This window comes from Evansella sp. AB-rgal1, from assembly GCF_041820985.1.
GTDB lineage: Bacteria > Bacillota > Bacilli > Bacillales > Salisediminibacteriaceae > Evansella.
Window position 1 is genome coordinate 115,839 of record NZ_JBGUAU010000008.1, and the last position, 25,923, is coordinate 141,761.

Genomic DNA, 25,923 nt, shown 5'->3' on the forward strand with positions numbered 1-25,923 from the left:
GAACCAAGATGGATTGGGGGATCGTACAATGTTGGAATTTGAAATGGATACAGATCAACTGGCAACGATTAAAGTAATAGGTGTCGGTGGTGGAGGCAGTAATGCCGTTAACAGAATGATAGAAAATGGTCTACAAGGGGTAGACTTTATTGCAGTAAATACAGATGCTCAAGCATTGCATTTATCCAAAGCAGAAATAAAGCTTCAACTTGGTGGTAAATTAACAAGAGGTCTTGGTGCAGGTGCCAATCCTGAAGTTGGAAAAAAAGCTGCTGAAGAAAGCAGAGAACAATTAGAAGAGGTCTTAGGTGGTGCAGACATGGTATTCATCACTGCTGGAATGGGTGGTGGAACAGGAACTGGTGCTGCTCCAGTTATTGCTGAAATTGCAAGAGATTTAGGTGCCTTAACGGTTGGTGTTGTCACTCGTCCTTTTACGTTTGAAGGACGAAAGCGTATGATGCAAGCTGGTGGAGGAATTGGGTCTTTAAAAGAGAAAGTGGACACGCTTATTGTGATTCCAAACGATCGTCTTTTAGAGATCGTAGATAAAAACACACCAATGTTAGAAGCGTTCCGAGAAGCAGATAATGTATTACGTCAAGGTGTACAAGGTATATCTGACCTCATTGCAGTACCAGGACTTATCAATCTCGATTTTGCAGATGTTAAAACAATCATGAGTGAAAAAGGTTCTGCTTTAATGGGAATAGGTGTTGCAACAGGAGAAAATCGTGCTGCTGAAGCTGCAAAAAAAGCAATTTCGTCTCCTTTATTAGAAACATCTATCGATGGTGCTCAAGGGGTGCTTATGAATATTACAGGTGGAGCTAATTTAAGCTTATTTGAAGTTCATGAAGCTGCTGAAATTGTTTCTTCAGCTTCAGATAGTGAAGTTAATATGATCTTTGGATCTGTTATTAACGAAGAATTAAAAGATGAAATTGTTGTAACAGTAATTGCTACTGGTTTTGCAGATCAGGCAAACGAAAAAACAACAGCTAGACCAACGTTACAGCAACGTTCAAAGCCTGCTCAACGAGTGGAAGGAACGCAGCCACAACAAGAAAAAACAAGTACCACGAAACAACCTGTAGCTAAATCTACTTCAGATGAAGAATTGGATACTTTAGATATCCCTACATTCTTAAGAAATCGTCGTAGACGTACGTAATATATGAATCATCAATAGTAAACAGTAAAAGCCAATGGAAGGTAGTGACCCCTCCATTGGCTTTTTTATTTTGATCTCCCCTGAAAATACGTGTAACAGTCTATAGAGTAATACTAACTTTGATGGTTTGTACACCATTCGGTTCTGTCCAATCCTTTCGGTGGCTCGTCACTGCTCTGTTGCCCATAGGAGTTCCGTGGACGTTCGCTCATTCCAATATCAAGTTAAATGCCTCAATACTAATATGCATCATAAAATATCTTCATCCGGCATGGTGTAGCTTTTCCTTGCATGAAAGTCTATCTTCGAAAATACACATTTTAGTTGTTTCCTAGACTCTATCAAACCCAACCTTGGATACATGTCTACCGAGATTATGTTTCCTTGTTTTATATTATTTCGACCTTTACATTGGTAGAAATAACACAAAGCAATTTAAAATGCATAACATATAATCTTTTTACACTGCATATCAATAAAAAAATAAGGTGACAAAAGGGAAGAAAAACAGTCAAAATAAGTCCCTCTCTCGTATCAAAAAGTGACAGACTTACAATCTTTCATAGGATATACTTATGGTCAAATTCCCTTTCGGACGGTGGATATCTTGAAAATATATTTAGATATTATTTGGCTACTAAACTTTTTGATTGATATATTATTAATCTATTTAACAGCCGTCATACTGAAAAGGAATATAAGCAAGTTACGGTTGTTTTTAGGGGCTTTTATTGCTTCTTTGTATATCATATTGCTGTTTACTCCTTTAGAAGCTGTGGCATTAAACCCTGTTGTCAAGAGTTTATATTCAGTAATTATCATTTTAGTCAGTTTTGGAATTTATCAATTTCGGTTGTTTTTTCAAGCTTGGCTAACCTTTTTCTTTGTGAATTTTGCTGTAGGAGGTGGTCTATTAGGTTTACATTTTTTTCTTCAGACCGATACAAGCTTCATTAAGGGAACTTTTGCAACACAAACGAGCGGATTTGGTAGTCCAATAAGTTGGATCTTTGTTCTTGTTGGTTTTCCTATAATGTATTGGTATTCAAAACAACGTTTGGAATCAATTGAAACAGCAAAAATACGATATGATCAAATTTATCCTGTTTTTGTTCGCGTAGCAGGACTTCAATTGAAGTTACATGGTTTTGTAGATAGTGGGAATCGATTAGAGGACCCATTAACAGGAAGATCTGTCATGATTATAGATATGACGGAAGTGGGAGATCAATTCCCAGAACCTGTAGTTCAATTTACGAAAAAGCCTGTATTTTCTGAAGGACAACTACCGGATAATTTTGAGGGAAAACTAACGATGGTTCCATTCCGCACAGTTGGTGCTAAACAACAGTTCTTGTGGGCTTTACGACCAGATGAAGTCATTGTATATGATAAAGAAAGTCCTTATGTTTGTAGAAATGTACTACTAGGGTTAAGTTATACACCATTGTCAGACCGCCAAGATTTTAATTGTTTATTAAACCCTAAGATGATGCAACAGAAGAAGCAATCTTCGTAATTTGTGACTAAAAATGTTTTAAGGGGGAAATAAAATGACGAATTGGAAACTGAAATGTAAACTTTGGTGGTATAAACTATTAGGTAAACTGGGAATTAAATCAAACGAAGTATTTTACATAGGTGGAAGTGAGGCCTTACCCCCACCTTTGACTAAGGATGAAGAAGCTTATTTATTAAGTAAATTACCTTCTGGGGATGATGCTGTTCGCTCTGTGCTAATTGAACGGAATTTGCGACTTGTCGTTTATATAGCACGAAAATTTGAGAATACAGGTATTAACATAGAAGATCTAATTAGTATCGGAACAATTGGACTTATAAAAGCTGTAAATACATTTGATCCTGAGAAGAAAATAAAGTTAGCAACATATGCGTCCCGTTGTATTGAAAATGAAATTCTTATGTATTTACGAAGAAATAATAAAATTCGTTCCGAAGTCTCTTTTGATGAGCCTTTGAATATTGATTGGGATGGTAATGAATTACTCTTATCGGATGTATTAGGAACAGAAGAGGATATTATTACGAAAGGCATTGAAGATAAAGTTGATCGAAAGTTACTGGTAAAGGCTTTGGAGTCACTAAACGATCGAGAGAAACAAATAATGGAACTCCGTTTTGGCTTAGCTGGGGATGAGGAGAAAACACAAAAGGATGTAGCGGATATGCTAGGAATTTCACAATCCTATATATCTCGTTTGGAAAAAAGAATAATAAAACGGTTACGAAAAGAATTTAATAAAATGCTATAATTTTTTTTCCCGTGTGTGACAAGGCTTGAACACAGTTCAAGTCTTTTTTCATGTGGAAGCTCTGCATAAATTTCCCTCTCAAGGAGATACTTACTCATGTACATCAACTCCTGTTGGGAGGGAAGACATTGACTCGCAATAAAGTAGAAATCTGTGGAGTAGACACATCAAAATTACCAGTACTAAAGAACAAAGAAATGAGAGTCCTCTTTGATCAAATGCAAAATGGGGACGAGTTTGCAAGGGAAAAACTTGTAAATGGGAATTTACGTTTAGTTTTAAGTGTTATTCAGCGGTTCAACAACCGTGGTGAATACGTGGATGATTTATTCCAGGTAGGTTGTATTGGTTTAATGAAATCAATTGATAACTTTGATTTAGGTCAAAATGTTAAGTTTTCGACCTATGCTGTTCCAATGATTATTGGAGAAATTAGGAGATACTTACGGGATAATAATCCTATACGTGTTTCTAGGTCATTAAGAGACATTGCCTATAAGGCACTACAAGTAAGAGATAACTTAATGAGTGAAAAAACGAGAGAGCGTGAACCTACTGTACAAGAAATTGCGAAAGTTTTAGATGTTCCTAAAGAGGATATCGTATTTGCATTAGATGCTATTCAAGATCCAGTATCATTATTCGAACCAATATATAATGATGGTGGAGATCCAATCTATGTAATGGATCAAATTAGTGATGACAAGCAAAAGGATATTCAATGGATTGAAGAAATTGCATTAAAAGAAGCAATGATTCGATTAAATGACAGAGAAAAAATGATTTTGGATATGCGGTTTTTCCAAGGGAAAACGCAAATGGAAGTGGCAGATGAGATTGGCATTTCTCAAGCACAGGTATCTCGTTTAGAAAAAGCCGCAATTCAGCAAATGAATAAACATGCGAAAGAATAAGAAAGTCGGTAGCTATCAATAAAAGATGCTTAACTAATATTCTTATACTTAGGTGATGTACAAATAAAATTTCATATGGAGCACATGGATTTTACCAGATGGTAGGATTCGTGTGCTTTTTATTTTGAATCAATTTTTACATTTCTATTTTAGAATAGAGGTTTACCCTCGAATAGACGTGTATCAGACGATCTAGAACTGGCAATTAAACAGCTTTTATCTGCCAAAGCACTTGAAATTCTCCAGGCTAACCTTTAGATAGAGAAAAGTATTACGATTTTTCTCTTATGAAGGATATATGTTGAACAAGTCATGCATACAATTTATTGAAGTGGTAGAGGAGGGCGTTTGTATGTTAAAAATTTCAGATATTCAATCGAAGGATATTGTGAATTTATCAGATGGACGGTTGTTGGGCCACATATCGGATTTGGATATTAACTTAGAGAAGGGTACGGTAGAAGCATTGATTATTGGCGGTGGTAGGATGATGAATTTATTTCATAGAGAACAAGAGATTGTGATCCCCTGGAAAAATGTTGTGAAGATAGGGTCTGATGTTGTTCTCGTTCGATATTCTTCTTCAGGAAACGTAGACTTAGATGATGATGACGACGATGATTAAGTCTCCCCATGTGGTGGAGGCTTTTTCATTCTTGAAGCTTTGAAAAAATCCTACTATAAATAACTTTTAAATTTTTTGCACTTTAAACGTAATTGCTAATTTTTACTCCAGAATGCTCACTATCCTAGGGAAGTTCCACAAGACTGCTTCCAAAAAATAATCTTATCTTTTAACAGATCCTTATTATAAAAAAAAATAGCGAGGAGAAAGGTTTAAGTTATATTGAGCCAACATTACTCTATAACGCTCAAGCGGAAATTGTTATGTTGGCCGAAATATTGCATACTATAGTTCGATATAATTTGAGAAAAGTTGCAGTAAAATACCTATTTTTAAGAAAAGAACATAAAATTTTGTTAGTATTCTTGGATAATCATTGCTTGATAAAGAAAGATTCATTATGATAGTAATATGAAAAAGAATGGATTAACGTGGAAGGAGCTTTAGTAGTGGATGTAAAGGATAACTTACAACACATAATGAAAAGAATTGAACAGAGTTGCGAAAAGGTAAACCGAAAGTCCACAGAGGTTAAAATCATTGGAGTTACAAAATATGTCTCCATTCCACGAGCTTCTGAAGCATTAGCTGCAGGTGTGATTCACTTAGGAGAAAATCGTGTAGAAGAAGGTTTGGAAAAACGAGAAGCTCTTGGTGATAAAGCCATATGGCATTTTATCGGAAATTTGCAGTCCAAAAAAGTCAAACAAATGATTGATCAATTTGACTATTTACATTCTCTTGATAGACTATCTTTGGCGAAGGAAATAAATAAACGTGCACCACATGGTACATCAATAAAATGCTTTGTCCAAATAAATGTGTCTGGTGAAGAAAGCAAATCTGGGATTAACCCTAGTGATGCTATTCAGTTTGTAACATCATTGAAGCAATTTGAAGCAATAGAAGTAGTTGGATTAATGACTATGGCTCCTTTTGTGGAAAACAAGGAAGAAACAAGGCCTGTCTTTCGAAAACTAAAAGAATTAAAGGACACTATTGAAGCATTACAATTGCCTCATGCGCCTTGTCATGAACTATCCATGGGAATGTCGAATGATTATGAAGTTGCAGTAGAAGAAGGCGCAACATTCATTAGAATAGGATCTTCTTTAGTAGGAAATGAATCGTAAAAATGTACATAAAAAGTGAAATTGTGAGGTGAGTAATATGAGTTTAAAAAGGAAATTTAAAAAGTTCTTTGAATTAGAAGATTATGATGATGTTAACGTTAATGAAACAGTACATGAGGAATTAGAAGCACCATTTCATCAACGGAATGATCGTGAAAAAAGCAATGTAGTTAGTTTAACGAGTATCCAAAATCAAGCAAAGGTAATTCTTGTAGAACCTCATAATTATGATGAAGTACAAGAAATAGCGGATCACTTAAAAAACAGAAGGTCTGTTGTTATTAATTTACAACGTTTACCACACGAACAAGCAAAACGTATTGTAGATTTCATGAGCGGAACAGTATATGCTATAAGTGGAGACATACAAAAGCTGGGGTATAATATTTTTCTTTGTACACCAGATAATGTTGACGTGTCTGGAACCATATCAGAAATGCTTCAAGATTAGAACAAAATAGGATGGTGAACGATTTTTATGATGTTGTTACGTGATATTATTATGCAAGTCCTTACCCTTTATAGTTATTTATTGATTATTTACATCTTTATGTCGTGGTTTCCGAATGCTAGGGAATCTTCTTTCGGACAAATTATTGGTAGACTTGTGGAGCCATATTTACAACCATTTAGACAAATAATTCCACCTCTTGGAATGATAGATATTTCTCCAATAGTTGCTATACTTGCGCTACATATGGCCAGGTCTGGTGTATTTTTCTTATTCAACATGTTTATTTAATGTATTTTTAGTATAGGTAACTTGGAGTGTGGAAGAAGAATGAGTGTGTATGAACACTTTCGAAAAGAAGAGCATACATTTGTGGACCAGGTTCTCGAATGGAAAAATACAGTTGAAGAGCAATACAGAGCAAAACTCACAGACTTCTTGGATCCTAGGCAACAACAAATAGTCACATCTGTGATTGGAAAACAAGAAGAAATTAAGCTTTCTTTCTACGGTGGGCAAGAGCAGGCAGAGCGAAAACGCTGTTTACTTTACCCACCTTATATGGAACCAGAATTAGATGCATTTGAGTTAGCATGCTATGAGATAGAGTATCCTAGTAAATTTGTAAGCATTGAACATCGTCAAATTCTAGGGGCACTAATGAACATTGGGTTACGGAGAGAGAAATTCGGTGATATTTTAACTGATGGGGAAAGATATCAAATTGTCTTAGCTAAAGAAGTATCCGATTTCGTCTCGTGGAACTTTACTTCTGTAGGAAAAGCGAAAGTGAATCTTATTGAAGTGAACGATATGATAGAAACCGAAGATAACTTTACTTTTATGCAACTGACTGTATCATCTCTACGTTTAGATACTGTAAGCGCTGAAGTATATAACCTTTCTCGATCCAAAACAAAAACACTCATTGAAGGTGGTTTTGTAAAAGTTAATTGGAAGGTAATTGAAGATCCAAGTTTTCAGCTTCAAGAGAGTGATATTGTATCTGTTCGAGGTAAAGGACGTTTTGAATTCATATCGAACGAAGGTCATACTAAAAAAGATAAAATACGAATTTCAGTTAGAATTCCAAAATAATTGTCGTAATAGCAGGAATGTTTGGTGGTCATGTCGAAATAATTTACTATTATAAAACTTATAATGATTGATTGAGAAAACAAACTTAGAGGAGGTATTTTTATGCCATTAACGCCCTTAGATATTCATAATAAAGAATTTACAAGAGGATTTCGCGGCTATGATGAAGATGAAGTAAATGAATTTTTAGATCAAGTTATAAAAGATTATGAAATGGTTATTCGAGAAAAAAAAGATTTAGCAGATCGAGTTCATGACCTAGAACAAAAGCTAAGCCACTTTTCTAACATTGAAACAACACTTAATAAGTCCATTTTGATTGCACAAGAAACTGCGGAGGAAGTAAAACGAAACGCAGAAAAAGAGTCAAAACTAATTATTAAGGAATCTGAAAAAAATGCTGATCGTATCATTAATGAAGCTTTAAGCAGATCACGTAAGATTGCCCTTGAAATTGAAGAGTTAAAGAAACAAGCATCTGTTTACCGTACTCGCTTTAGAATGCTTCTTGAAGCTCAGCTAGAAATGCTTCAAAATGATGATTGGGATGACCTAAGTAAAAAAACAGAACTCGAAGATTTACAACTAAATGATGCAACAAAGTATTAAATAATGTAACTAGTTTCACACAATGTAATGTAAAATTTCTTGACGCTTAAAACGTTCTTATCATATACTTTAATAAGATTTTATGAATTTCTTCTTCACTTATGATTGAAAAGTGAAAAGAAAGGTCAAAATGATGCTATAATAGTAACACTTATAATTCTAAATGAAGACGATGACAGGGATAAGTACATGTGTTTTTCTAGTCTAGCGAGTCAGGGGCGGTGAAAGCCTGATACTAGCGACGTATGGAATATCACCCTAGAGTCACATAACTGAACGGAGTTTTCTAAGTAAGCTATGTCGTTTCATTTCACGTTACGAAATGCTGAGTGAATAAGTAGTACTGGTTAACAGTAAAAAAACTTATTTATTAGGGTGGTACCGCGGGTTATCCTTCTCGTCCCTTTCGGATGAGGGGGTTTTTTTATTTTCAGGGTCACTATAGCAAAAAAAATTTCATAATTAAAGGAGGAAAGCGGCATGGATTATAAAGATACGCTGCTTATGCCGAAAACGGAATTCCCTATGCGTGGGAATCTTCCAAATCGGGAACCTAAGATTCAAGAAGAGTGGGAAAGTAAAAAAATGTATGAAAAAGTACAAGAAAGGACTGCAGGACGTCCAATGTTTGTACTTCATGATGGACCACCATATGCAAATGGTGATATTCACATGGGTCATGCCTTAAATAAAGTTTTAAAAGACTTTATCGTTCGATATAAATCAATGACTGGATTTCATGCACCATATGTTCCAGGGTGGGATACTCATGGCTTACCGATCGAAACAGCTTTGACAAAAAATGGAAAAGTTGATCGTAAAAAGTTAAGTGTTGCAGAGTTTAGAAAAAAATGTGAAGAGTACGCTCTTGGTCAAATCGATAGTCAACGTGAGCAATTTAAGCGTTTAGGAGTTCGTGGTGATTGGGATAATCCGTATGTTACGTTAACGCATGGTTATGAGGCTCAACAAATTAAAGTCTTCGGAGATATGGCGAAAAAAGGCTATATTTATAAAGGGAAAAAGCCAGTATATTGGTCTCCATCTTCTGAATCGGCACTAGCAGAAGCGGAAATTGAGTACCATGATAAGCGTTCTCCATCTATTTATGTAGCGTTTGATGTAAAAGATGGCAAAAATGTTTTAGACGGAGACGAAAAATACGTAATCTGGACAACAACTCCATGGACAATTCCTGCAAACTTAGGGATTTCTGTTCACCCTGAATTAGAGTACGTTGTTGTTAAAGTAGATGCAAATAAATACATCGTTGCAAAAGGGTTGTTAGAGCATTTGGAGAGTGAACTTAGCTGGAGCGATTATGAAATTGTGAAAACTGTGAAAGGTTCTGAGCTCGAGTATACAGTAGCAAAACATCCATTATACGATCGTGAATCGTTAGTAATGGTTGGGGAACACGTAACGTTAGAAGCTGGTACCGGGTGTGTTCACACTGCACCTGGACACGGAGAAGATGACTTTATTGTTGGACAAAAATACGGTTTAGACGTACTTTGCCCTGTAGATGATAAGGGTGTTATGACAGAGGAAGCCCCGCTGTTTGAAGGATTGTTCTACGACGAAGCAAATAAACCTATTACAGAAAAACTAAAAGAAGCGGGAGCTCTCCTTCATTTAGCGTTTATGACTCACTCCTATCCACATGACTGGAGAACGAAAAAGCCTGTAATGTACCGTGCAACGGCACAGTGGTTTGCTTCTATTAAGGATTTCCGAGAGGACTTACTTCGTGAAATCAACAATGTTCAATGGGTACCACATTGGGGAGAAACTCGACTTTATAACATGGTAAGAGATCGTGGTGATTGGTGTATTTCTCGACAACGTGCATGGGGTGTTCCGATTCCTGTTTTCTATGGTGAAAACGGTGAACCAATTATTACCGATGAAACAATCGATCATGTTTCTGCATTATTCCGTGAGCATGGATCAAATATTTGGTTCGAATGGGAAACGAAGGATTTACTTCCAGAAGGTTATACTTCAGAACATAGTCCGAACGGAACATTCACGAAAGAAATGGATATTATGGATGTGTGGTTTGACTCAGGTTCTTCGCATCAAGCAGTGCTAGAAGAAAGAGATGACCTTCAACGACCTGCTGATATGTATTTAGAGGGCTCGGATCAATATCGTGGATGGTTCAACTCTTCCTTATCCACTTCTGTAGCAGTTACTGGAAAAGCACCTTATAAGACAGTACTAAGTCACGGTTTCACATTAGACGGTGAAGGAAGAAAAATGAGTAAGTCGATCGGAAACGTTGTAATCCCTGATAAGGTGATGAAGCAACTCGGTGCAGACATCTTACGGTTATGGGTATCCTCCGTTGATTATCAAGCAGATGTACGTGTTTCTGATAATATCTTAAAACAAGTAGCAGAAGTGTATCGCAAAATCCGCAACACGTTCCGCTTTATGTTAGGAAACATTCATGATTTTGATCCAGCAAAAGATGCAATTGCATTTGAAGATATGTCAGAGCTAGATCAATATATGCTTGTAAAGCTAAACAATGTGGTTCGTGATGTAAGAAAAGGGTATGACGAGTATCAATTTGGTACGGTTTATAATAAGGTCCACAACTTCTGTACGATTGAGTTAAGTTCCTTTTATATGGATATTGCAAAGGATACTCTTTACATCCAACATGCGGATCATCCAGAGCGTCGAGGCATTCAAACAGTAATGTATGAAACGCTTGTAACATTAACAAAGCTTATGACACCAATTCTTTCTCACACAGCTGATGAAGTATGGGCTCATATTCCAGGGGTGACAGAAGAGAGTGTTCAGTTAACGGACATTCCTGATGCTAAGGATTATGGTAATGCAACAGAATTAGTTCAAAAGTGGGATCACTTCATGGATCTTCGCGATGACGTATTAAAAGCGCTAGAAGAAGCTCGAAGTGAAAAAGGATTGAAAAAGAGTTTAGAAACTTCTATCACATTATATGCAGATGATAGTGATAAACAGTTATTACAAGGAATTTCAGCATTACACAAACTGTTTATTACATCTAATGCAGTAGTTGCATCAAAAGCTGATGCTCCTGTTGACGCAAAAGCATATGAATTCCTATCGGTAAAAGTGGAAGCTGCAGAAGGTGAAAAATGTGAACGTTGCTGGGTAGTAGCCCCTTCTTTAGGTAAAAACGAACAGCATCGAGGGTTATGTGATAGTTGTACAGATATTGTTGTAAATCATTATGAGTTGAGTAAATAATATGAATTGAAAACACACCGCGAGCTGGAAGTATGGAAGCCCTGAAAAAGCACCAATCAACTTTTTTCAGGGCCCAGTAGAATATGCTCGTGGTGTTTTTATGTAAAATCATTTTAGAATAAAAAATGAAAAGAGCGTCACTATAATAAAAAGTAATTTACTAATCCTCCATGGCCAAAAACCAAAATATAATTACTTCACAGAAATAAATTGTTTGTCCATGAACTTATATGCTAAAATTCAAAAGGACAGATAGAAACTTCGAATGGGGGATAAACTACGTGATATATTACGTGATTGCACTTGTCATTATTATAATTGATCAATTTACAAAATGGCTTGTTGTTCAAAATATGGAGCTAAGAGAAAGTATTTCAGTTATTGAAGGAGTATTCCATATTACGTCTCATCGCAATGCAGGGGCAGCCTTTGGGATATTACAAGGGCAAATGTGGCTATTTTATATTGCAACTGTGATAGTTATCGGAGTAATTGTTTATTACATACAAAAACATGTTAATGGAAATCGATGGTTTGGTATTTCGTTAGGGCTAGTGTTAGGTGGAGCAATCGGAAACTTTATTGATCGAGTTTTATTTGGGGCAGTAGTGGACTTTTTAGATGTATATATATTTGCTTACAATTACCCAATTTTCAATATTGCCGATTCTGCATTAGTTGTAGGTGTAATAATGTTAGTGATTTATGTCTTTAAAGAAGAAAAAAAACAAGGGAAGTTATAATATGCAAACATATGAATTAACAGCAGAAGAAAAAGGAATTAGGATTGACAAATTTATAACAGATTACTACCCTCAATGGTCTAGGACTCTTATTCAGCAATGGATTAAAGAAGGACATGTTGAAGTGAATGGTGAATCAATCAAAAGTAACTATAAAGTTGCAGCTGGCGATAAGATAGCCATTACTGAACCTGATCTAATACCATTAAATGCCGAGGCAGAAGAAATGAACTTAGATATCATTTATGAAGATAGTGACGTCTTAGTAGTGAATAAACCTCGAGGAATGGTAGTTCACCCAGCACCAGGAAATTATTCGGGAACACTTGTAAATGGTTTGATGGCTCATTGTAAAGATTTATCAGGCATTAACGGCGTGTTACGACCAGGAATAGTCCACCGAATTGACAAAGATACATCAGGCTTACTAATGGTAGCAAAAAATGATATCGCTCACGAATCTCTCGTAGAGCAATTAAAAAACAAAGAAACGAAGCGTAGATACGTTGCAATCGTGTCAGGTGTCATTAGTCATGACAAAGGAACGGTAGATGCTCCTATTGGGAGAAATCCCGATGACCGACAAAGTATGATGGTAACAGATAAAAATAGTAAAGACGCAGTAACCCATTTTCAAGTTATGGAACGATTTAAAAGTCATTCGCTCGTTGCTTGTGAACTTGAAACAGGAAGAACGCATCAAATTCGAGTGCATATGAAATATATAGGATTTCCGATTATCGAAGATCCAAAATATGGACCAAGAAGACAACGTAAAAGGTTCCCAATTGAGGGGCAAGCATTACATGCACAATTACTGGGTTTTGAACACCCAAGAACGAAAGAAATAATGACATTTACAGCACCATTACCAGAAGACATGGAAAATTGCCTAGAGCAACTACGTAAGATGGATTTAACTTAAATTTAGAATTATCTGTCTTAAATTTATAGGTGAAAATCCGTTGACAAAGTCCGACAATAGTGACATAATTACAAAGAAATAAATACGGAATACCTTTAACATCAGTCCTGTGAGGCTGTGAAGGGACATGCATTTTCGAGGAGAAAATGTGTATTTGGACACGTATGGATAAGTGTGCCCAATGTACCCTCTCGCTGCCAAGCGAGAGGGTATTTTTATGACTTCAAAGGGTTCCATCGATTAATCCTAGAAGGGGGTTTACGATGACAAAGGCAATATTGGATGAACAAGCAATTAGAAGAGCACTGACTCGCATTGCTCATGAAATCATTGAGCGAAACAAAGGAATTGAAGATTGTATTCTTGTAGGTATTAAAACAAGAGGAATTTACTTGGCGAATCGGTTAGCAGAAAGAATTGAACAAATTGAAGGGGAGAAAATCGAAGTAGGTGAAGTAGATATTACTCTTTACCGAGATGATCTTTCCATGAAAACAAAAGATGAAGAGCCAGAAATTAAAGGAACAGACATTGAAGTAGATATTGCTAACAAAACGGTGATTTTAGTGGATGATGTACTATACACAGGACGTACAGTGAGAGCAGCACTAGATGCATTAATTGATCTAGGTAGACCGTCACAAATACAATTAGCTGTACTCATTGATAGAGGCCATCGAGAATTACCGATAAGACCTGACTTTGTAGGGAAAAACGTTCCAACATCAAAATCAGAAGTAGTCGTAGCAAAATTAACAGAAATCGATAAAGAAGATGAAGTTATCATCAAGCAAAAAAGCAGTTTCTAAATGTAACAGAATTGCAGTAGGGTTTTACTTTTACCAAATGGATACAAAGTATTTGTAGTACTCATACTAGAAGAAAGAGCCCTATACCATGTTGATGACTTTAATAGGAGGAACTAGGAATGAACGAACAACAAACAGTCGGAATTCAAGAAAAACCAAGATTTGATAGATGGATTATGCTAAGTATTCAGCATTTATTTGCAATGTTTGGTGCAACGATTTTAGTACCAATCCTAGTAGGAATTAGCCCAGCAGTTGCGCTTGTGTCAAGTGGTCTAGGTACACTTGCTTACTTATTAATTACAAGAGGTCAGATTCCAGCATATCTCGGTTCTTCCTTTGCATTCATTATGCCAATGATAACGGCAATTTCTATTGGTGGAATCGAAGGGATGTTAGTAGGAAGTTTTGTAGCTGGTATCGTGTACGGTATCGTAGCTCTATTTATAAAAGGTGCAGGAGTTCGTTGGTTGATGAACTTACTCCCTCCAATCGTTGTTGGCCCAGTAATCATGGTGATCGGTTTAGGCTTGGCACCTGTTGCGCTAGAAATGGCAATGTACCTACCTGAGACAATAGGTAGTGATAACCCTATTTGGGACGGAAAACTATTCACAATAGCTCTAATAACATTATTAATAACGGTTGTAGGTTCTATATTTTTTCGAGGGTTCTTTGGTCTAATCCCAATCCTTATAGGGATAGCTGGAGGATATGTTATTTCATTATTTGCTGGAATTATAGATACTTCAACAGTAAGGGAAGCAGCTTGGTTTGCAGTACCTGAATTTTATATTCCTTTTGTAACTTTTACACCGAACTTCTCTTGGGCGATCATAGCTATCATGGTTCCAGTAGCTGTAGTAACATTATCAGAACATATCGGTGATCAGATGGTATTATCTAAAGTGGTAGGGAAAAACTTTGTGGAAAAACCAGGTTTACATCGTTCTATCTTTGGGGATGGAGTAGCAACAATCATTAGTTCATTCTTAGGTGGACCTCCGAATACAACATATGGGGAAAATATCGGAGTTGTGGCATTAACACGAGTGTTTAGTGTATTCGTAATTGGTGGTGCAGCAACACTTGCAATTATATTTGGTTTCGTAGGGAAAGTGTCAGCATTAATTGAAACAATTCCTACAGCGGTAATGGGGGGAGTTTCCATTCTCCTATTCGGTATCATTGCTTCCAGTGGTTTAAGAATGTTAATTGATAACAAAATCAATCTTGGTGAGAAACGTAATTTAATTATTTCTTCCGTAATTTTAGTAATTGGAATTGGAGGAGCTTTTATTCAAGTAAATGAGGATGTCCAAATACCGGGTATGGCTCTTGCTGCTATTATCGGAGTTTTATTAAACCTACTTCTACCAGGTCGAACAATTATAAAAAAATCAGACGAAATGTTTAAGGGTATACAGGTAGAAGTAGATAAAGAAAAATAATTTTCATCCTTTAACTAAGTCCAGAGAGGCTTACAAGGGTGGTACATGAGAGGTTCTTTAGGGAGTTAGGATGACTCCTTGAATCCTCATCTCTATCAGTACTAAGGTAGAGCTCATGAGCACCCATGAATTATTCAGGGGTGCTCTTTTTGCACCCTAACACTCCAAAAAACTTAAAAAGAAAAGGAGCGGGTAGCATGAAACACTTACGTACCTTAGAAGACTTGTCGATTGAACAATTGGAGAAAATTTTGTACGAAGCAAACAAAATGGAAAAGAAGCTTTTTGCTTCATCTGACAGAAAGACTGTTGCTAACTTGTTTTTTGAACCTAGTACTCGTACAAAATGCAGCTTTGAAATGGCACAAAAAGAATTAGGGCTTCATACTCTCCACTTTGATGTAGATTCATCTAGTGTACAAAAAGGTGAAACATTATATGACACAGTGAAAACTTTAGAATCAATCGGAGTGGAAGCTGTTGTTATCCGCCACCCTCAGAAAGCTTATTACAAAGAGCTTGAAAATATAAATATCCCAATCATCAACGCAGGAGATGGCGCTGGAGACCATCCAACACAGTCATTATTAGATCTACTTACCATTCAACAAGAGTTTCTAGTGTTCCAAGGGCTTCATGTAGTAATTTGCGGCGATATTCGCCATAGCAGAGTAGCAAGAACGAATGCGAATATCCTTCGTAAACTAGGTGCAAAAGTGTCCTTTGCTGGTCCTGCGGAATGGATGGATGAAGACATAACACTAGGGAACGTTATTTCTATGGACGAAGCAGTAAAGAGCGCAGATGTGATGATGATGCTCCGCATTCAAACAGAACGACATGATTCAGGCGAAGGATGGACGAAAGAAACATATCATGAAGAATTTGGGTTAACATTACGACGAGAGAAAGTAATGAAAAAAAATGCAATCATACTTCACCCTGCACCTGTAAATCGTGATGTTGAATTAGCTAGTGAGCTAGTTGAATGCTCACGATCTAGAATCTTTAAGCAAATGAGAAATGGTGTGTTAGTAAGAAAAGCGGTACTGGCATTTGCACTAAACATGATGGAGGTAAAAAAATATGAACGTGTTATATAAAAATGGTTGGAGACTTACAGAAAACGGGGAAAAAGAGACAATTTCTATTTTAGTAAATACGGATTCAGGTAAAATCGAGAACATTTTTACAAGCAACGAGGAAGTTCAAGCAGATAAAGTAGTAGATATGAAAGGATTGCTTGTAGCTCCAGGATTTGTTGATCCTCACGTTCACCTACGAGAGCCTGGTGGAGAAAAGAAAGAAACAATCGAAACAGGAACAATGGCTGCTGCTAGAGGTGGCTATACTACAATCTGCGCAATGCCAAATACGAGACCTGTTCCAGACACTCCAGAGAACTTTCAAAATATATTTAGTGCAATGAAGGAAAGAGGACATGTACGAGTTTTACCGTATGCCTCGATTACGGTGCGCCAATTAGGAAAAGAGTTAACAGATATGAAGGAGCTTGCAAACCTTGGCGCTTTTGCTTTTACAGATGATGGTGTAGGTGTTCAAGAAGCTGGGAAAATGTACGAAGCTATGGTTGCAGCTGCAAAAGTTAACAGAGCAATCGTCGCTCACTGTGAAGATAATAGTCTTCTATATGGTGGAGCGGTACATGCAGGGAGCTTTGCTGAAAAACATAATGTGCCTGGTATTCTATCTGCATCGGAATCGGTACATATTGCCAGAGATGTCTTATTAGCGGAAACAGCTGGTGCACATTATCATGTTTGTCACGTTAGTACGAAGGAATCGGTACGTGTTATACGTGATGCGAAACGTGCAGGAATCAATGTAACTGCTGAGGTAACTCCACATCACCTAATCTTATGTGATGAAGATATTCCAGGAGTAGACACTAATTACAAAATGAATCCACCTCTACGTGGACCAGAAGATCGTAAAGCCCTAATTGATGGCTTGTTGGATGGAACACTTGATTTTATCGCAACAGATCATGCGCCTCACACGAAGCAAGAAAAAGCTCTTCCAATCGAAGAAGCTCCATTTGGAATTGTAGGTCTTGAGATTGCATTTCCACTTTTATACACAAAGTTTGTGAAAACGGAAATGATAACATTACAACAATTACTTGAATGGTTAACAAATAAGCCTGCTGAAACATTCCAATTACCTTATGGAACATTAGAGGTTGGTCGTGATGCAGATTTTACAATTATTGATTTAGAGCTAGAACAAGCAGTGGATGTAGAATCGTTTGCGTCAAAAGGGAAAAACACACCATTTGGTGGAGAGAAATTACTCGGTTGGCCTGTACACACAGTAGCAGCAGGGAAAACAGCATGGAAAAACGAGGAGGTCATGTCATGAAGCGGTTATTAGTATTAGAAAATGGTGAAATCTTTGAAGGAAAAGGTATCGGTAGTGAACGAGAAAGAGATGGCGAAGTAGTTTTCAATACGGGGATGACAGGATATCAAGAAGTTATGTCTGATCCATCGTACTGTGGACAAATTGTTACGATGACTTATCCTCTTATCGGCAATTATGGAATCAACCGTGATGACTTTGAGAGCATCATACCTAATATCCATGGCTTAATTGTAAAAGAGGCTTCGGCATATCCAAGCCACTTCCGTTCTAATTTAACGCTTGATGAATGGTTAAAGCATTTCGATATACCTGGAATTCAAGGAATCGACACGCGAAAACTAACACGTATGATTCGTGAAAATGGTACGTTAAAAGGAAGAATCTGCTCAGCAGATGCAAACATTGACGAAGTAATTGCACATTTAAAGGAAATCCCGTTCCCAACAGACCAAGTAGCAACCGTTTCAACGAAAACGCGTTTTGTTAATCCTGGCTCAAAAGAAAGAGTTGTCTTAATTGATTATGGAGTGAAAAAAGGGATTGTTAAAAACTTAGTTGCAGAAGGTTATGAAGTAATGGTAGTACCTCATAATACTACTGCAGATGAAATCCGTTTATTTCAACCGGATGGTATCGTATTAAGTAACGGACCTGGAGATCCAAAGGATGTTCCAGAATGTATTGAAACGGTCAGAGAGTTAATAGGGGAAGTACCGATTTTTGGAATTTGCTTAGGTCACCAGCTTTTAGCACTAGCGTGTGGAGCAGAAACGGTGAAAATGAAGTTCGGTCACCGAGGCAGTAATCACCCAGTTAAGGATTTACGTACAGGATATATCGCAATTACTGCACAAAACCATGGTTATACAGTGGAACCCATAAGCTTGATCGATACAGAATTAGAAATCACCCATATCAATGTAAACGACGGTTCCATTGAAGGGATTCGACATAAAGAAGAGTTAGCCTTTAGCGTACAGTATCACCCAGAAGCATCACCTGGACCTGAGGATGCACAAGGTTTATTTAAAGAATTTCGCGAAATGCTGAATGAACACGCAACAAGAAAGGGGATTTACAATGCCTAAACGTACAGATATACAAAAAATACTCGTAATTGGATCTGGTCCAATTATTATTGGTCAAGCAGCGGAGTTTGATTATGCTGGAACACAGGCATGTCAAGCCTTAATGGAGGAAGGGTATGAGGTTATATTAATCAACTCCAACCCAGCGACAATTATGACAGATGAGTCTGTTGCAGATCGTGTGTATATTGAGCCCCTTACTGTAGATTTTGTTAGTCGTATTATTCGTCAAGAGCAGCCAGACGGGATCTTAGCAACGTTAGGTGGACAAACAGGCTTAAATCTTGCAGTTGAATTATCGAAGTCTGGTATTTTAGATGAGTATGGAGTAGAACTCCTAGGAACAAATCTTGATGCGATTCAAAAGGCGGAAGACAGAGAGCTTTTCCGTACATTAATGAACGAATTAAATGAGCCAGTTCCACCAAGTGATATCGTAACAACGGTAGAACAAGCGTTAGCATTCGTAAAGGAAATTGGTTATCCAATCATCGTTCGTCCTGCATATACTCTTGGAGGAACTGGTGGAGGACTTGTATATAATGAAGAACAGCTTCGTGAAATCGTAGCTGGTGGGTTACATCAAAGCCCAGTTAATCAATGCTTAATTGAAAAAAGTATTGCTGGATTTAAAGAAATTGAATATGAAGTAATGCGAGATGGAAATGATCAAGCAATCGTTGTTTGTAATATGGAAAACATAGACCCTGTGGGTATTCATACTGGTGACTCTATCGTAGTAGCTCCATCTCAAACGTTAACAGATCGTGAGTACCAAATTTTACGAAACTCTTCGTTAAAAATTATCCGTGCACTAGGAATTGAAGGTGGCTGTAACGTTCAGTGTGCTTTAGATCCGTACAGCGAAAATTATTTTATAATCGAAGTAAACCCACGTGTAAGTCGATCATCTGCATTAGCATCGAAAGCAACTGGCTACCCAATTGCAAAGCTTTCGGCAAAAATTGCAGTAGGTTATCGTTTAGATGAATGTAAAAATCCGGTTACACAAACAACGTACGCAAGCTTTGAGCCAGCATTAGACTATGTTGTTACGAAAATTCCAAGATGGCCTTTTGATAAGTTCGATTCTGCTAACAGAAAACTTGGTACTCAGATGAAGGCAACTGGGGAAGTAATGGCGATCGGTAGAACATTAGGTGAGTCATTACTAAAGGCGATTCGTTCTACAGAAGTGGATTTATCCCATCTTCGTTTTGCAAAGCCTTTAGACATCTCACATGAAGAGCTAAGACAGAAATTAGTTCATGCGGACGATGAGCGTCTTATTTATGTAGCAGAAGCGTTCCGTTTAGGCTACGATATGGAAGAATTATATAATATGACAAAAATAGATCGTTATTTCCTTTACGAAATCAAACAAATTATCGCTCTTGAGAAAGTAGTAGAAGAGAATGGATGGAATGTTGACACCATTCGTGAAGCAAAGAAATACGGTTTTTCCGATACAGAAATAGCACAATTATTACGAGCAGATATTCGTGAGGTGGAAGCATTCCGTACAGAGCATAATATTAAACCTGTATATAAAATGGTTGATACTTGTGCTGCAGAATTTGCTTCAGAAACTCCGTATTATTACGGAACCTATGAAGATGAAAACGAATCGTTACCTACAGAGAAACAGTCTGTACTAGTGTTAGGTTCAGGTCCAATCCGAATTGGACAAGGAATTGAGTTTGACTATGCTACGGTTCATACAGTGAAAGCAATTCGTGAAGCAGGATACGAAGCAATTATTATTAATAATAATCCAGAAACGGTATCTACTGATTTCCAAATTTCCGATAAGTTGTATTTTGAGCCATTAACAATTGAAGATGTGATGCACGTAATTGAAAACGAAAAACCAATGGGAGTTATTGTTCAGTTCGGTGGTCAAACAGCGTTAAACTTAGCATCTGATTTAGAAGAACGTGGTGTAAATATTTTAGGTACAACGTTAGAAAATATGGACCGTGCAGAAAACAGAGATAAGTTTGAGCAAACGTTAATGAAACTAGAAATTCCTCAACCAGAAGGAAAAACAGCTACATCAGTATCTGAGGCAGTTGCCATTGCAAATGGAATTGGCTACCCAGTTCTTGTTCGACCTTCTTATGTCCTTGGTGGACGGGCGATGGAAATTGTTTATAACGAACAGGATCTATTAAAATACATGGATCGTGCTGTAAAAGTGAATGAAAAGCATCCAGTATTAATTGATAGATATTTAACTGGAAAAGAAATTGAAGTAGATGCAATTTCTGACGGAGAGACAGTGGTTATCCCTGGGATTATGGAGCATATTGAACGCGCAGGTGTTCACTCTGGTGACTCCATTGCTGTTTACCCAACACAAAACATTAGTGAAGCATTAAAGAAGCAGCTGATTGATTATACGATTCGTTTAGCTACGGGCTTCCAAATTAAAGGCTTAATGAATATTCAGTTCGTTATTCATCGAAATGAAATATACGTATTAGAGGTTAACCCTCGTTCCAGCCGTACTGTACCTTTCTTGAGTAAGATTACAGGTGTAAATATGGCGAATATTGCAACGAAGGCGATTTTAGGACTGAGCTTACAATCGCAAGGATTCCAGACAGGCTGCCTTCCAGAGCCTGAGCTTGTTTCCGTTAAGGTTCCAGTATTCTCGTTTGCGAAATTACGTAGCGTAGATATTACGCTTGGACCTGAGATGAAATCTACTGGAGAAGTTATGGGTAGAGACTATACACTTGAAAAAGCATTATATAAAGGTCTTATTGCATCAGGAATGAAGATTTCAACGCACGGTTCTGTTCTATTTACAATAGCTGATAAAGACAAAGAAGAAGCGATGAATTTAGCGCGTAGATTCCACCGAATTGGCTATCATTTATTAGCTACAGAAGGAACTGCAAAAGCAATCCAAGATGAAAACATTCCTGTTACAGTTGTATCCAAAATAGGTGGGGAATCACCAAATATGTTAGATGTAATTGAAAAAGGCCAAGCACAGTTTATCATTAACACATTAACGAAAGGGAAGCAGGTTGCACGTGATGGCTTCCGTATTCGACGAGAAGCGGTAGAGCATGGAATTGTTTGTTTAACTTCTATGGATACTGCAGAAGCATTGCTTAGAGTTATGGAGTTAATTACATTCTCTGCTGAGCCAATGGGACAAGAAACTCCGAGGAAAAAGGGGATAACAGTATGATCATGGACAACATGACCATAACAAAACAAACGGAAATAGCACCGAAAATATTCCGTATTGAAGTTCGTGGTCCTTTAAGTAAAGAAATGAAGAATCCAGGTCAGTTTGTGAATCTTCGTATTTCGAAGGGGATAGATCCAACATTACGTAGACCTATTAGTATTTGTGATGTAGATTTAGAGAACGAAATGTTGACGATGATTTACCGTGTGGAAGGAAAAGGTACAAAGCTTCTATCTGAAAAGATCGTGGGGGAAGAAGTAAATGTTCTAGGTCCACTTGGACAAGGTTTTCCTGTTGAAGCGGCAAACCAAGGAAACACATGTGTATTAGTAGGGGGTGGAGTGGGAATTCCCCCACTCTACTATTTAGGAAAGCAGCTAGTTGCGATGGGTGTACGTGTTATCACTATACTTGGTTTCCGGACAGCAAATGATGTTTTTCTAGAAGAAGAATTTGCTTCTCTTGGTGAAGTCATAATTACTACAGAGGATGGATCGCAGGGAATCAAAGGGTTTGTTACTGATGCGTTAAAAAAGTTAGATGGATATGATTTGTATTATACATGTGGGCCGAAGCCAATGCTCCGTGCTGTAGAGCAGGTTGCTACTTCTCCTGGATATATTTCATTGGAAGAGAGAATGGGTTGTGGTGTTGGTGCTTGTTTAGCGTGTGTTTGTGATCTGAAGGAACGTGATGCAGAGACAGGGAAGGCTTATGCGAAAATTTGTACTGATGGCCCTGTATTTTTAGCGGGAGAGGTGGTTTTATGAGTCGGATAGCAGTGAGTCTTCCTGGGTTAGAAATGAAAAATCCCGTTATGCCTGCTTCAGGTTGCTTTGCGTTTGGTCAAGAATATGGGAAGTTGTATGATTTGAATCGATTAGGTGCTATATGTGTGAAGGCTGTTACGGTAGAGGAGCGCAGAGGGAATGCAACTCCTCGTGTTGCAGAAACCCCAGGGGGAATGCTCAATGCAATTGGCCTTCAGAACCCTGGGCTTGAGCATGTTCTACAGCATGAATTACCTTGGTTAGAAAAATACGATACTCCTATTGTAGTTAATATTGCAGGGTATTCTGTTGAGGATTATGTTCAGGTTGCAAGAGAAATATCTAAGGTACGTAATGTGAATGCTCTTGAATTAAATATTTCTTGTCCGAATGTAAAAGAAGGTGGAATTACATTTGGTACGGATGCTGCCACTGCAGCCCATTTAACGGAGAAGGTGAAATCAGTTTCTGATGTGCCTGTATATGTAAAGTTGTCACCAAATGTTACGGACATTGTTGAAATTGCAAAAGCGGTAGAAGAAGCTGGTGCGGATGGATTGAGTATGATTAATACGTTGTTGGGAATGCGGATTGATTTAAAAACTGGTTTACCTATATTAGCAAATCGTACGGGTGGTTTGTCAGGTGCGGCGATTAAGCCAGTTGCGATCCGAATGATTTATGATGTGAGCCAACAGGTATCTATTCCGATTATTGGAATGGGTGGGATTTATGAAGTGGATGATATATTAGAATTTATGATGGCAGGTGCGAGTGCGGTTGCAGTTGGAACAGCAAACTTCATTGATCCATTTGCATGTCCGAATTTAATAGATCAATTAGAAGAACGTATGGATGAGCTAGGTATTGAAACGTTATCTTCTATCGTAGGGAGGAGTTCATTATGCAAAAGCATCCGTTAATCGTTGCCCTTGATTTTCCAACAAAGGAAAATGTACTTTCGTTTCTAACTCCATTTGAAAATAGAGAGTTATTTGTAAAAGTAGGAATGGAGTTGTTTTACAGGGAAGGTGTACCGTTTCTTTATGACTTAAAGTCAAAAGGGCACTCGATCTTTTTAGATTTAAAGCTACATGACATTCCTAATACTGTAAAGCGAGCAATGCAGCAGTTAGCTTCTTTGGAAGTAGATATCGTGAATGTCCACGCGATGGGTGGCGTCCAGATGATGAGTGCTGCAAAAGAGGGGCTTGTTGCTGGAACTCCAGCTGGTGGAAAGTTGCCTACTTGTATCGCAGTAACACAGTTAACTAGTACTTCGGAAGAAATGATGCAAAAGGAGTTTATGATTTCCGCAAGCTTGAATGATCACGTCATTCACTTATGTGGGCTAGTGAAGGAAGCTGGCCTTGATGGAGTAGTGTGCTCTGCACAAGAAGTACAAAGAATTCGTGAAGAAATTGGATCTTCGTTTTATACATTAACTCCTGGCATTCGAAGAAAAGAAGATGCAGCAGATGACCAGCAGCGGGTTGTAACGCCATTTTTAGCGGCTGAGTACGGTGCTGATGCGATTGTTGTGGGACGTGGAATAACACGCGCTGATAATCCTGTACTAGCGTATGACCAATATGAACAAGAATGGAGACGTGGACGATGAGTGGAAATATAGCTAAATCTTTATTAACGATAGGGGCGGTTTCGTTACAACCGAATGATCCGTTTACTTGGAGCTCAGGCTTACGATCTCCCATTTATTGTGATAACCGTTTAACAATGTCTTTTCCTGAGGTAAGGTCAGAAATTGCAGAACAATTTGTTGAGATGATTAAAGCACAATATCCAGATGTGGAAGTCATTGCAGGAACAGCAACTGCGGGAATTCCTCATGCAGCATGGGTGGCGGATCGTCTTAAATTACCAATGATTTATATACGTTCCAAAGCAAAAGGCCACGGAAAGCAAAATATGATTGAAGGTGCATTAGCTGAAGATCAGAAGGTAGTGGTTATTGAAGATTTAATTTCTACTGGTGGTTCTTCTATTCAAGCAGCAAATGCAGTACGTGAATCTGGCGGTAACGTACTTGGAGTATGTGCTATTTTTACGTATGAGCTAGGAGCGGCAACAACTGCGTTTGAAGAGGTAGGAATACCTGTATCTACGTTAACTTCCTATTCCGTTTTATTAGAAGAGGCTTTAGCGTTAGGAAAGATCGCGGAGAGTGATGTTCCAGTATTAAAAACATGGAGTGCAGATCCAAAGGCATGGAGTAGTGTTCACGAGTAAGAATGTGAAGTAGGAATGTTGGAAGGTTACAGTATATGGAGCAGGGAATGCTCTATTTCTGTAGCCTTTTGTTTTTTCTTTGATAGCTTGGAGATGAAATAATGCTGTTAAGTCGTCCGCGCGACATATTGGAAAGGAGAATAGGTTGAAATGTCGCGGGAGAGTCGTCCGCGCGACATTTTGATAAGGAGAATAGGTTAAAATGTCGCGGGAGAGCCGTCCGCGCGACATATTGGAAAGGAGAATAGGTTAAAATGTCGCGGGAGAGTCGTCCGCGCGACATTTGGATAAGGAGAATAGGTTAAAATGTCGCGGGAGAGCCGTCCGCGCGACATATTGGAAAGGAGAATAGGTTGGAATGTCGCGGGAGTCCGATAACTATGGAATAGTAAGAGCTTTCAAAAAAAGCAAAGAGTGTAAGCCAGTCAATAAATCGAGTGGGTTGAAGCGAATGGAATAATAACCGACAAAGTAAGAAAAACTTGATAAGTTACCCACTAATGAAGAAAACATATTTTACGAGGGTAGACACCCATGCAAGTGAACATTTTCACCATGGCGGATGAAAATACGTTATGAGTATAGTTAGTACTCTTCACTTTATATGGAATGAGCGCAAGTCCACGAACTCCTGTGGGAAGCAGAGTAAAGGCGAGACACCGTAGCAGACGAAGTCGCGAAGGTGGCTCGGCAGCTCCCCACGGAAAGGAGTGGACTGAAGCGAATGGAATAGAAACCAACAATATTAGGAATACTAGATAAGTTAAC

Annotated in this window: 23 protein-coding genes and 1 other annotated feature; all 23 genes read left to right on the forward strand. The window is 37.9% G+C overall.

Features of this window, described 5'->3' with window-relative positions:
* Nucleotides 1–28 precede the first annotated feature (28 nt).
* The 23 genes from ftsZ (at nucleotide 29) to pyrE (ending at nucleotide 25,155) form a co-directional block, all read left to right on the forward strand.
* Nucleotides 29–1,174: a cell division protein FtsZ gene (gene ftsZ, locus ACERII_RS08715; RefSeq protein ID WP_373641614.1), complete on the forward strand. Its 1,146-nt coding sequence runs from the start codon at nucleotides 29–31 to the stop codon at nucleotides 1,172–1,174.
* A 607-nt stretch (nucleotides 1,175–1,781) separates the two neighbouring features.
* Nucleotides 1,782–2,693 carry a sigma-E processing peptidase SpoIIGA gene (gene spoIIGA / locus ACERII_RS08720; protein ID WP_373641615.1) on the forward strand — a complete coding sequence of 304 codons (912 nt, stop codon included), beginning with the start codon at nucleotides 1,782–1,784 and terminating at the stop codon, nucleotides 2,691–2,693.
* 34 nt (nucleotides 2,694–2,727) lie between these two features.
* Complete coding sequence (sigE, locus tag ACERII_RS08725) at nucleotides 2,728–3,447, forward strand: RNA polymerase sporulation sigma factor SigE (protein WP_373641617.1); 720 nt, start codon at nucleotides 2,728–2,730, stop codon at nucleotides 3,445–3,447.
* Between the two features lie 50 nt (nucleotides 3,448–3,497).
* A complete protein-coding gene (gene sigG, locus ACERII_RS08730) occupies nucleotides 3,498–4,361 on the forward strand; it encodes an RNA polymerase sporulation sigma factor SigG (protein ID WP_373641619.1) in 864 nt (287 codons plus the stop codon).
* A 352-nt stretch (nucleotides 4,362–4,713) separates the two neighbouring features.
* Nucleotides 4,714–4,986: a YlmC/YmxH family sporulation protein gene (locus tag ACERII_RS08735; protein ID WP_373641622.1), complete on the forward strand. Its 273-nt coding sequence runs from the start codon at nucleotides 4,714–4,716 to the stop codon at nucleotides 4,984–4,986.
* Between the two features lie 449 nt (nucleotides 4,987–5,435).
* Nucleotides 5,436–6,119, forward strand: coding sequence for a YggS family pyridoxal phosphate-dependent enzyme (locus ACERII_RS08740; protein ID WP_373641624.1), 684 nt, complete (start codon nucleotides 5,436–5,438; stop codon nucleotides 6,117–6,119).
* Nucleotides 6,120–6,156: 37 nt separating this feature from the next.
* Entirely contained in the window at nucleotides 6,157–6,570 is a 414-nt protein-coding gene (locus tag ACERII_RS08745; protein ID WP_373641625.1) for a cell division protein SepF, read from the forward strand.
* A gap of 27 nt (nucleotides 6,571–6,597) precedes the next feature.
* Complete coding sequence (locus ACERII_RS08750) at nucleotides 6,598–6,861, forward strand: YggT family protein (RefSeq protein WP_373641627.1); 264 nt, start codon at nucleotides 6,598–6,600, stop codon at nucleotides 6,859–6,861.
* Between the two features lie 39 nt (nucleotides 6,862–6,900).
* Complete coding sequence (locus tag ACERII_RS08755) at nucleotides 6,901–7,668, forward strand: YlmH family RNA-binding protein (RefSeq protein WP_373641629.1); 768 nt, start codon at nucleotides 6,901–6,903, stop codon at nucleotides 7,666–7,668.
* 102 nt (nucleotides 7,669–7,770) lie between these two features.
* Nucleotides 7,771–8,277, forward strand: a complete 507-nt coding sequence (locus ACERII_RS08760) for a DivIVA domain-containing protein (protein ID WP_373641630.1) — start codon at nucleotides 7,771–7,773, stop codon at nucleotides 8,275–8,277.
* A gap of 163 nt (nucleotides 8,278–8,440) precedes the next feature.
* Nucleotides 8,441–8,685, forward strand: a binding site (T-box leader).
* 72 nt (nucleotides 8,686–8,757) lie between these two features.
* Nucleotides 8,758–11,526, forward strand: a complete 2,769-nt coding sequence (gene ileS, locus ACERII_RS08765; protein ID WP_373641632.1) for an isoleucine--tRNA ligase — start codon at nucleotides 8,758–8,760, stop codon at nucleotides 11,524–11,526.
* 281 nt (nucleotides 11,527–11,807) lie between these two features.
* Nucleotides 11,808–12,269 (forward strand): signal peptidase II, encoded by a 462-nt coding sequence (gene lspA, locus ACERII_RS08770; RefSeq protein ID WP_373641634.1) that lies wholly within the window; start codon nucleotides 11,808–11,810, stop codon nucleotides 12,267–12,269.
* Nucleotide 12,270: 1 nt separating this feature from the next.
* Entirely contained in the window at nucleotides 12,271–13,194 is a 924-nt protein-coding gene (locus tag ACERII_RS08775; RefSeq protein WP_373641635.1) for an RluA family pseudouridine synthase, read from the forward strand.
* A 263-nt stretch (nucleotides 13,195–13,457) separates the two neighbouring features.
* Nucleotides 13,458–14,003 carry a bifunctional pyr operon transcriptional regulator/uracil phosphoribosyltransferase PyrR gene (pyrR, locus tag ACERII_RS08780; RefSeq protein WP_373641636.1) on the forward strand — a complete coding sequence of 182 codons (546 nt, stop codon included), beginning with the start codon at nucleotides 13,458–13,460 and terminating at the stop codon, nucleotides 14,001–14,003.
* A gap of 119 nt (nucleotides 14,004–14,122) precedes the next feature.
* A complete protein-coding gene (locus ACERII_RS08785; protein WP_373641637.1) occupies nucleotides 14,123–15,454 on the forward strand; it encodes a solute carrier family 23 protein in 1,332 nt (443 codons plus the stop codon).
* A gap of 197 nt (nucleotides 15,455–15,651) precedes the next feature.
* Nucleotides 15,652–16,557, forward strand: a complete 906-nt coding sequence (locus ACERII_RS08790) for an aspartate carbamoyltransferase catalytic subunit (protein WP_373641638.1) — start codon at nucleotides 15,652–15,654, stop codon at nucleotides 16,555–16,557.
* Entirely contained in the window at nucleotides 16,541–17,836 is a 1,296-nt protein-coding gene (locus tag ACERII_RS08795) for a dihydroorotase (RefSeq protein ID WP_373641639.1), read from the forward strand. Before ACERII_RS08790 ends, ACERII_RS08795 begins: the two co-directional genes overlap by 17 nt.
* Entirely contained in the window at nucleotides 17,833–18,927 is a 1,095-nt protein-coding gene (locus ACERII_RS08800) for a carbamoyl phosphate synthase small subunit (RefSeq protein ID WP_373641640.1), read from the forward strand. Before ACERII_RS08795 ends, ACERII_RS08800 begins: the two co-directional genes overlap by 4 nt.
* Nucleotides 18,920–22,132 (forward strand): carbamoyl-phosphate synthase large subunit, encoded by a 3,213-nt coding sequence (gene carB / locus ACERII_RS08805; protein ID WP_373641642.1) that lies wholly within the window; start codon nucleotides 18,920–18,922, stop codon nucleotides 22,130–22,132. Before ACERII_RS08800 ends, carB begins: the two co-directional genes overlap by 8 nt.
* On the forward strand, nucleotides 22,129–22,905 hold the full coding sequence (locus ACERII_RS08810) for a dihydroorotate dehydrogenase electron transfer subunit (RefSeq protein WP_373641644.1): 777 nt from the start codon (nucleotides 22,129–22,131) through the stop codon (nucleotides 22,903–22,905). Before carB ends, ACERII_RS08810 begins: the two co-directional genes overlap by 4 nt.
* Nucleotides 22,902–23,828: a dihydroorotate dehydrogenase gene (locus tag ACERII_RS08815; RefSeq protein WP_373641647.1), complete on the forward strand. Its 927-nt coding sequence runs from the start codon at nucleotides 22,902–22,904 to the stop codon at nucleotides 23,826–23,828. Before ACERII_RS08810 ends, ACERII_RS08815 begins: the two co-directional genes overlap by 4 nt.
* Nucleotides 23,810–24,526, forward strand: coding sequence for an orotidine-5'-phosphate decarboxylase (pyrF, locus tag ACERII_RS08820; protein WP_373641649.1), 717 nt, complete (start codon nucleotides 23,810–23,812; stop codon nucleotides 24,524–24,526). Before ACERII_RS08815 ends, pyrF begins: the two co-directional genes overlap by 19 nt.
* Nucleotides 24,523–25,155 (forward strand): orotate phosphoribosyltransferase, encoded by a 633-nt coding sequence (pyrE, locus tag ACERII_RS08825; RefSeq protein WP_373641651.1) that lies wholly within the window; start codon nucleotides 24,523–24,525, stop codon nucleotides 25,153–25,155. Before pyrF ends, pyrE begins: the two co-directional genes overlap by 4 nt.
* Nucleotides 25,156–25,923: the final 768 nt, after the last annotated feature.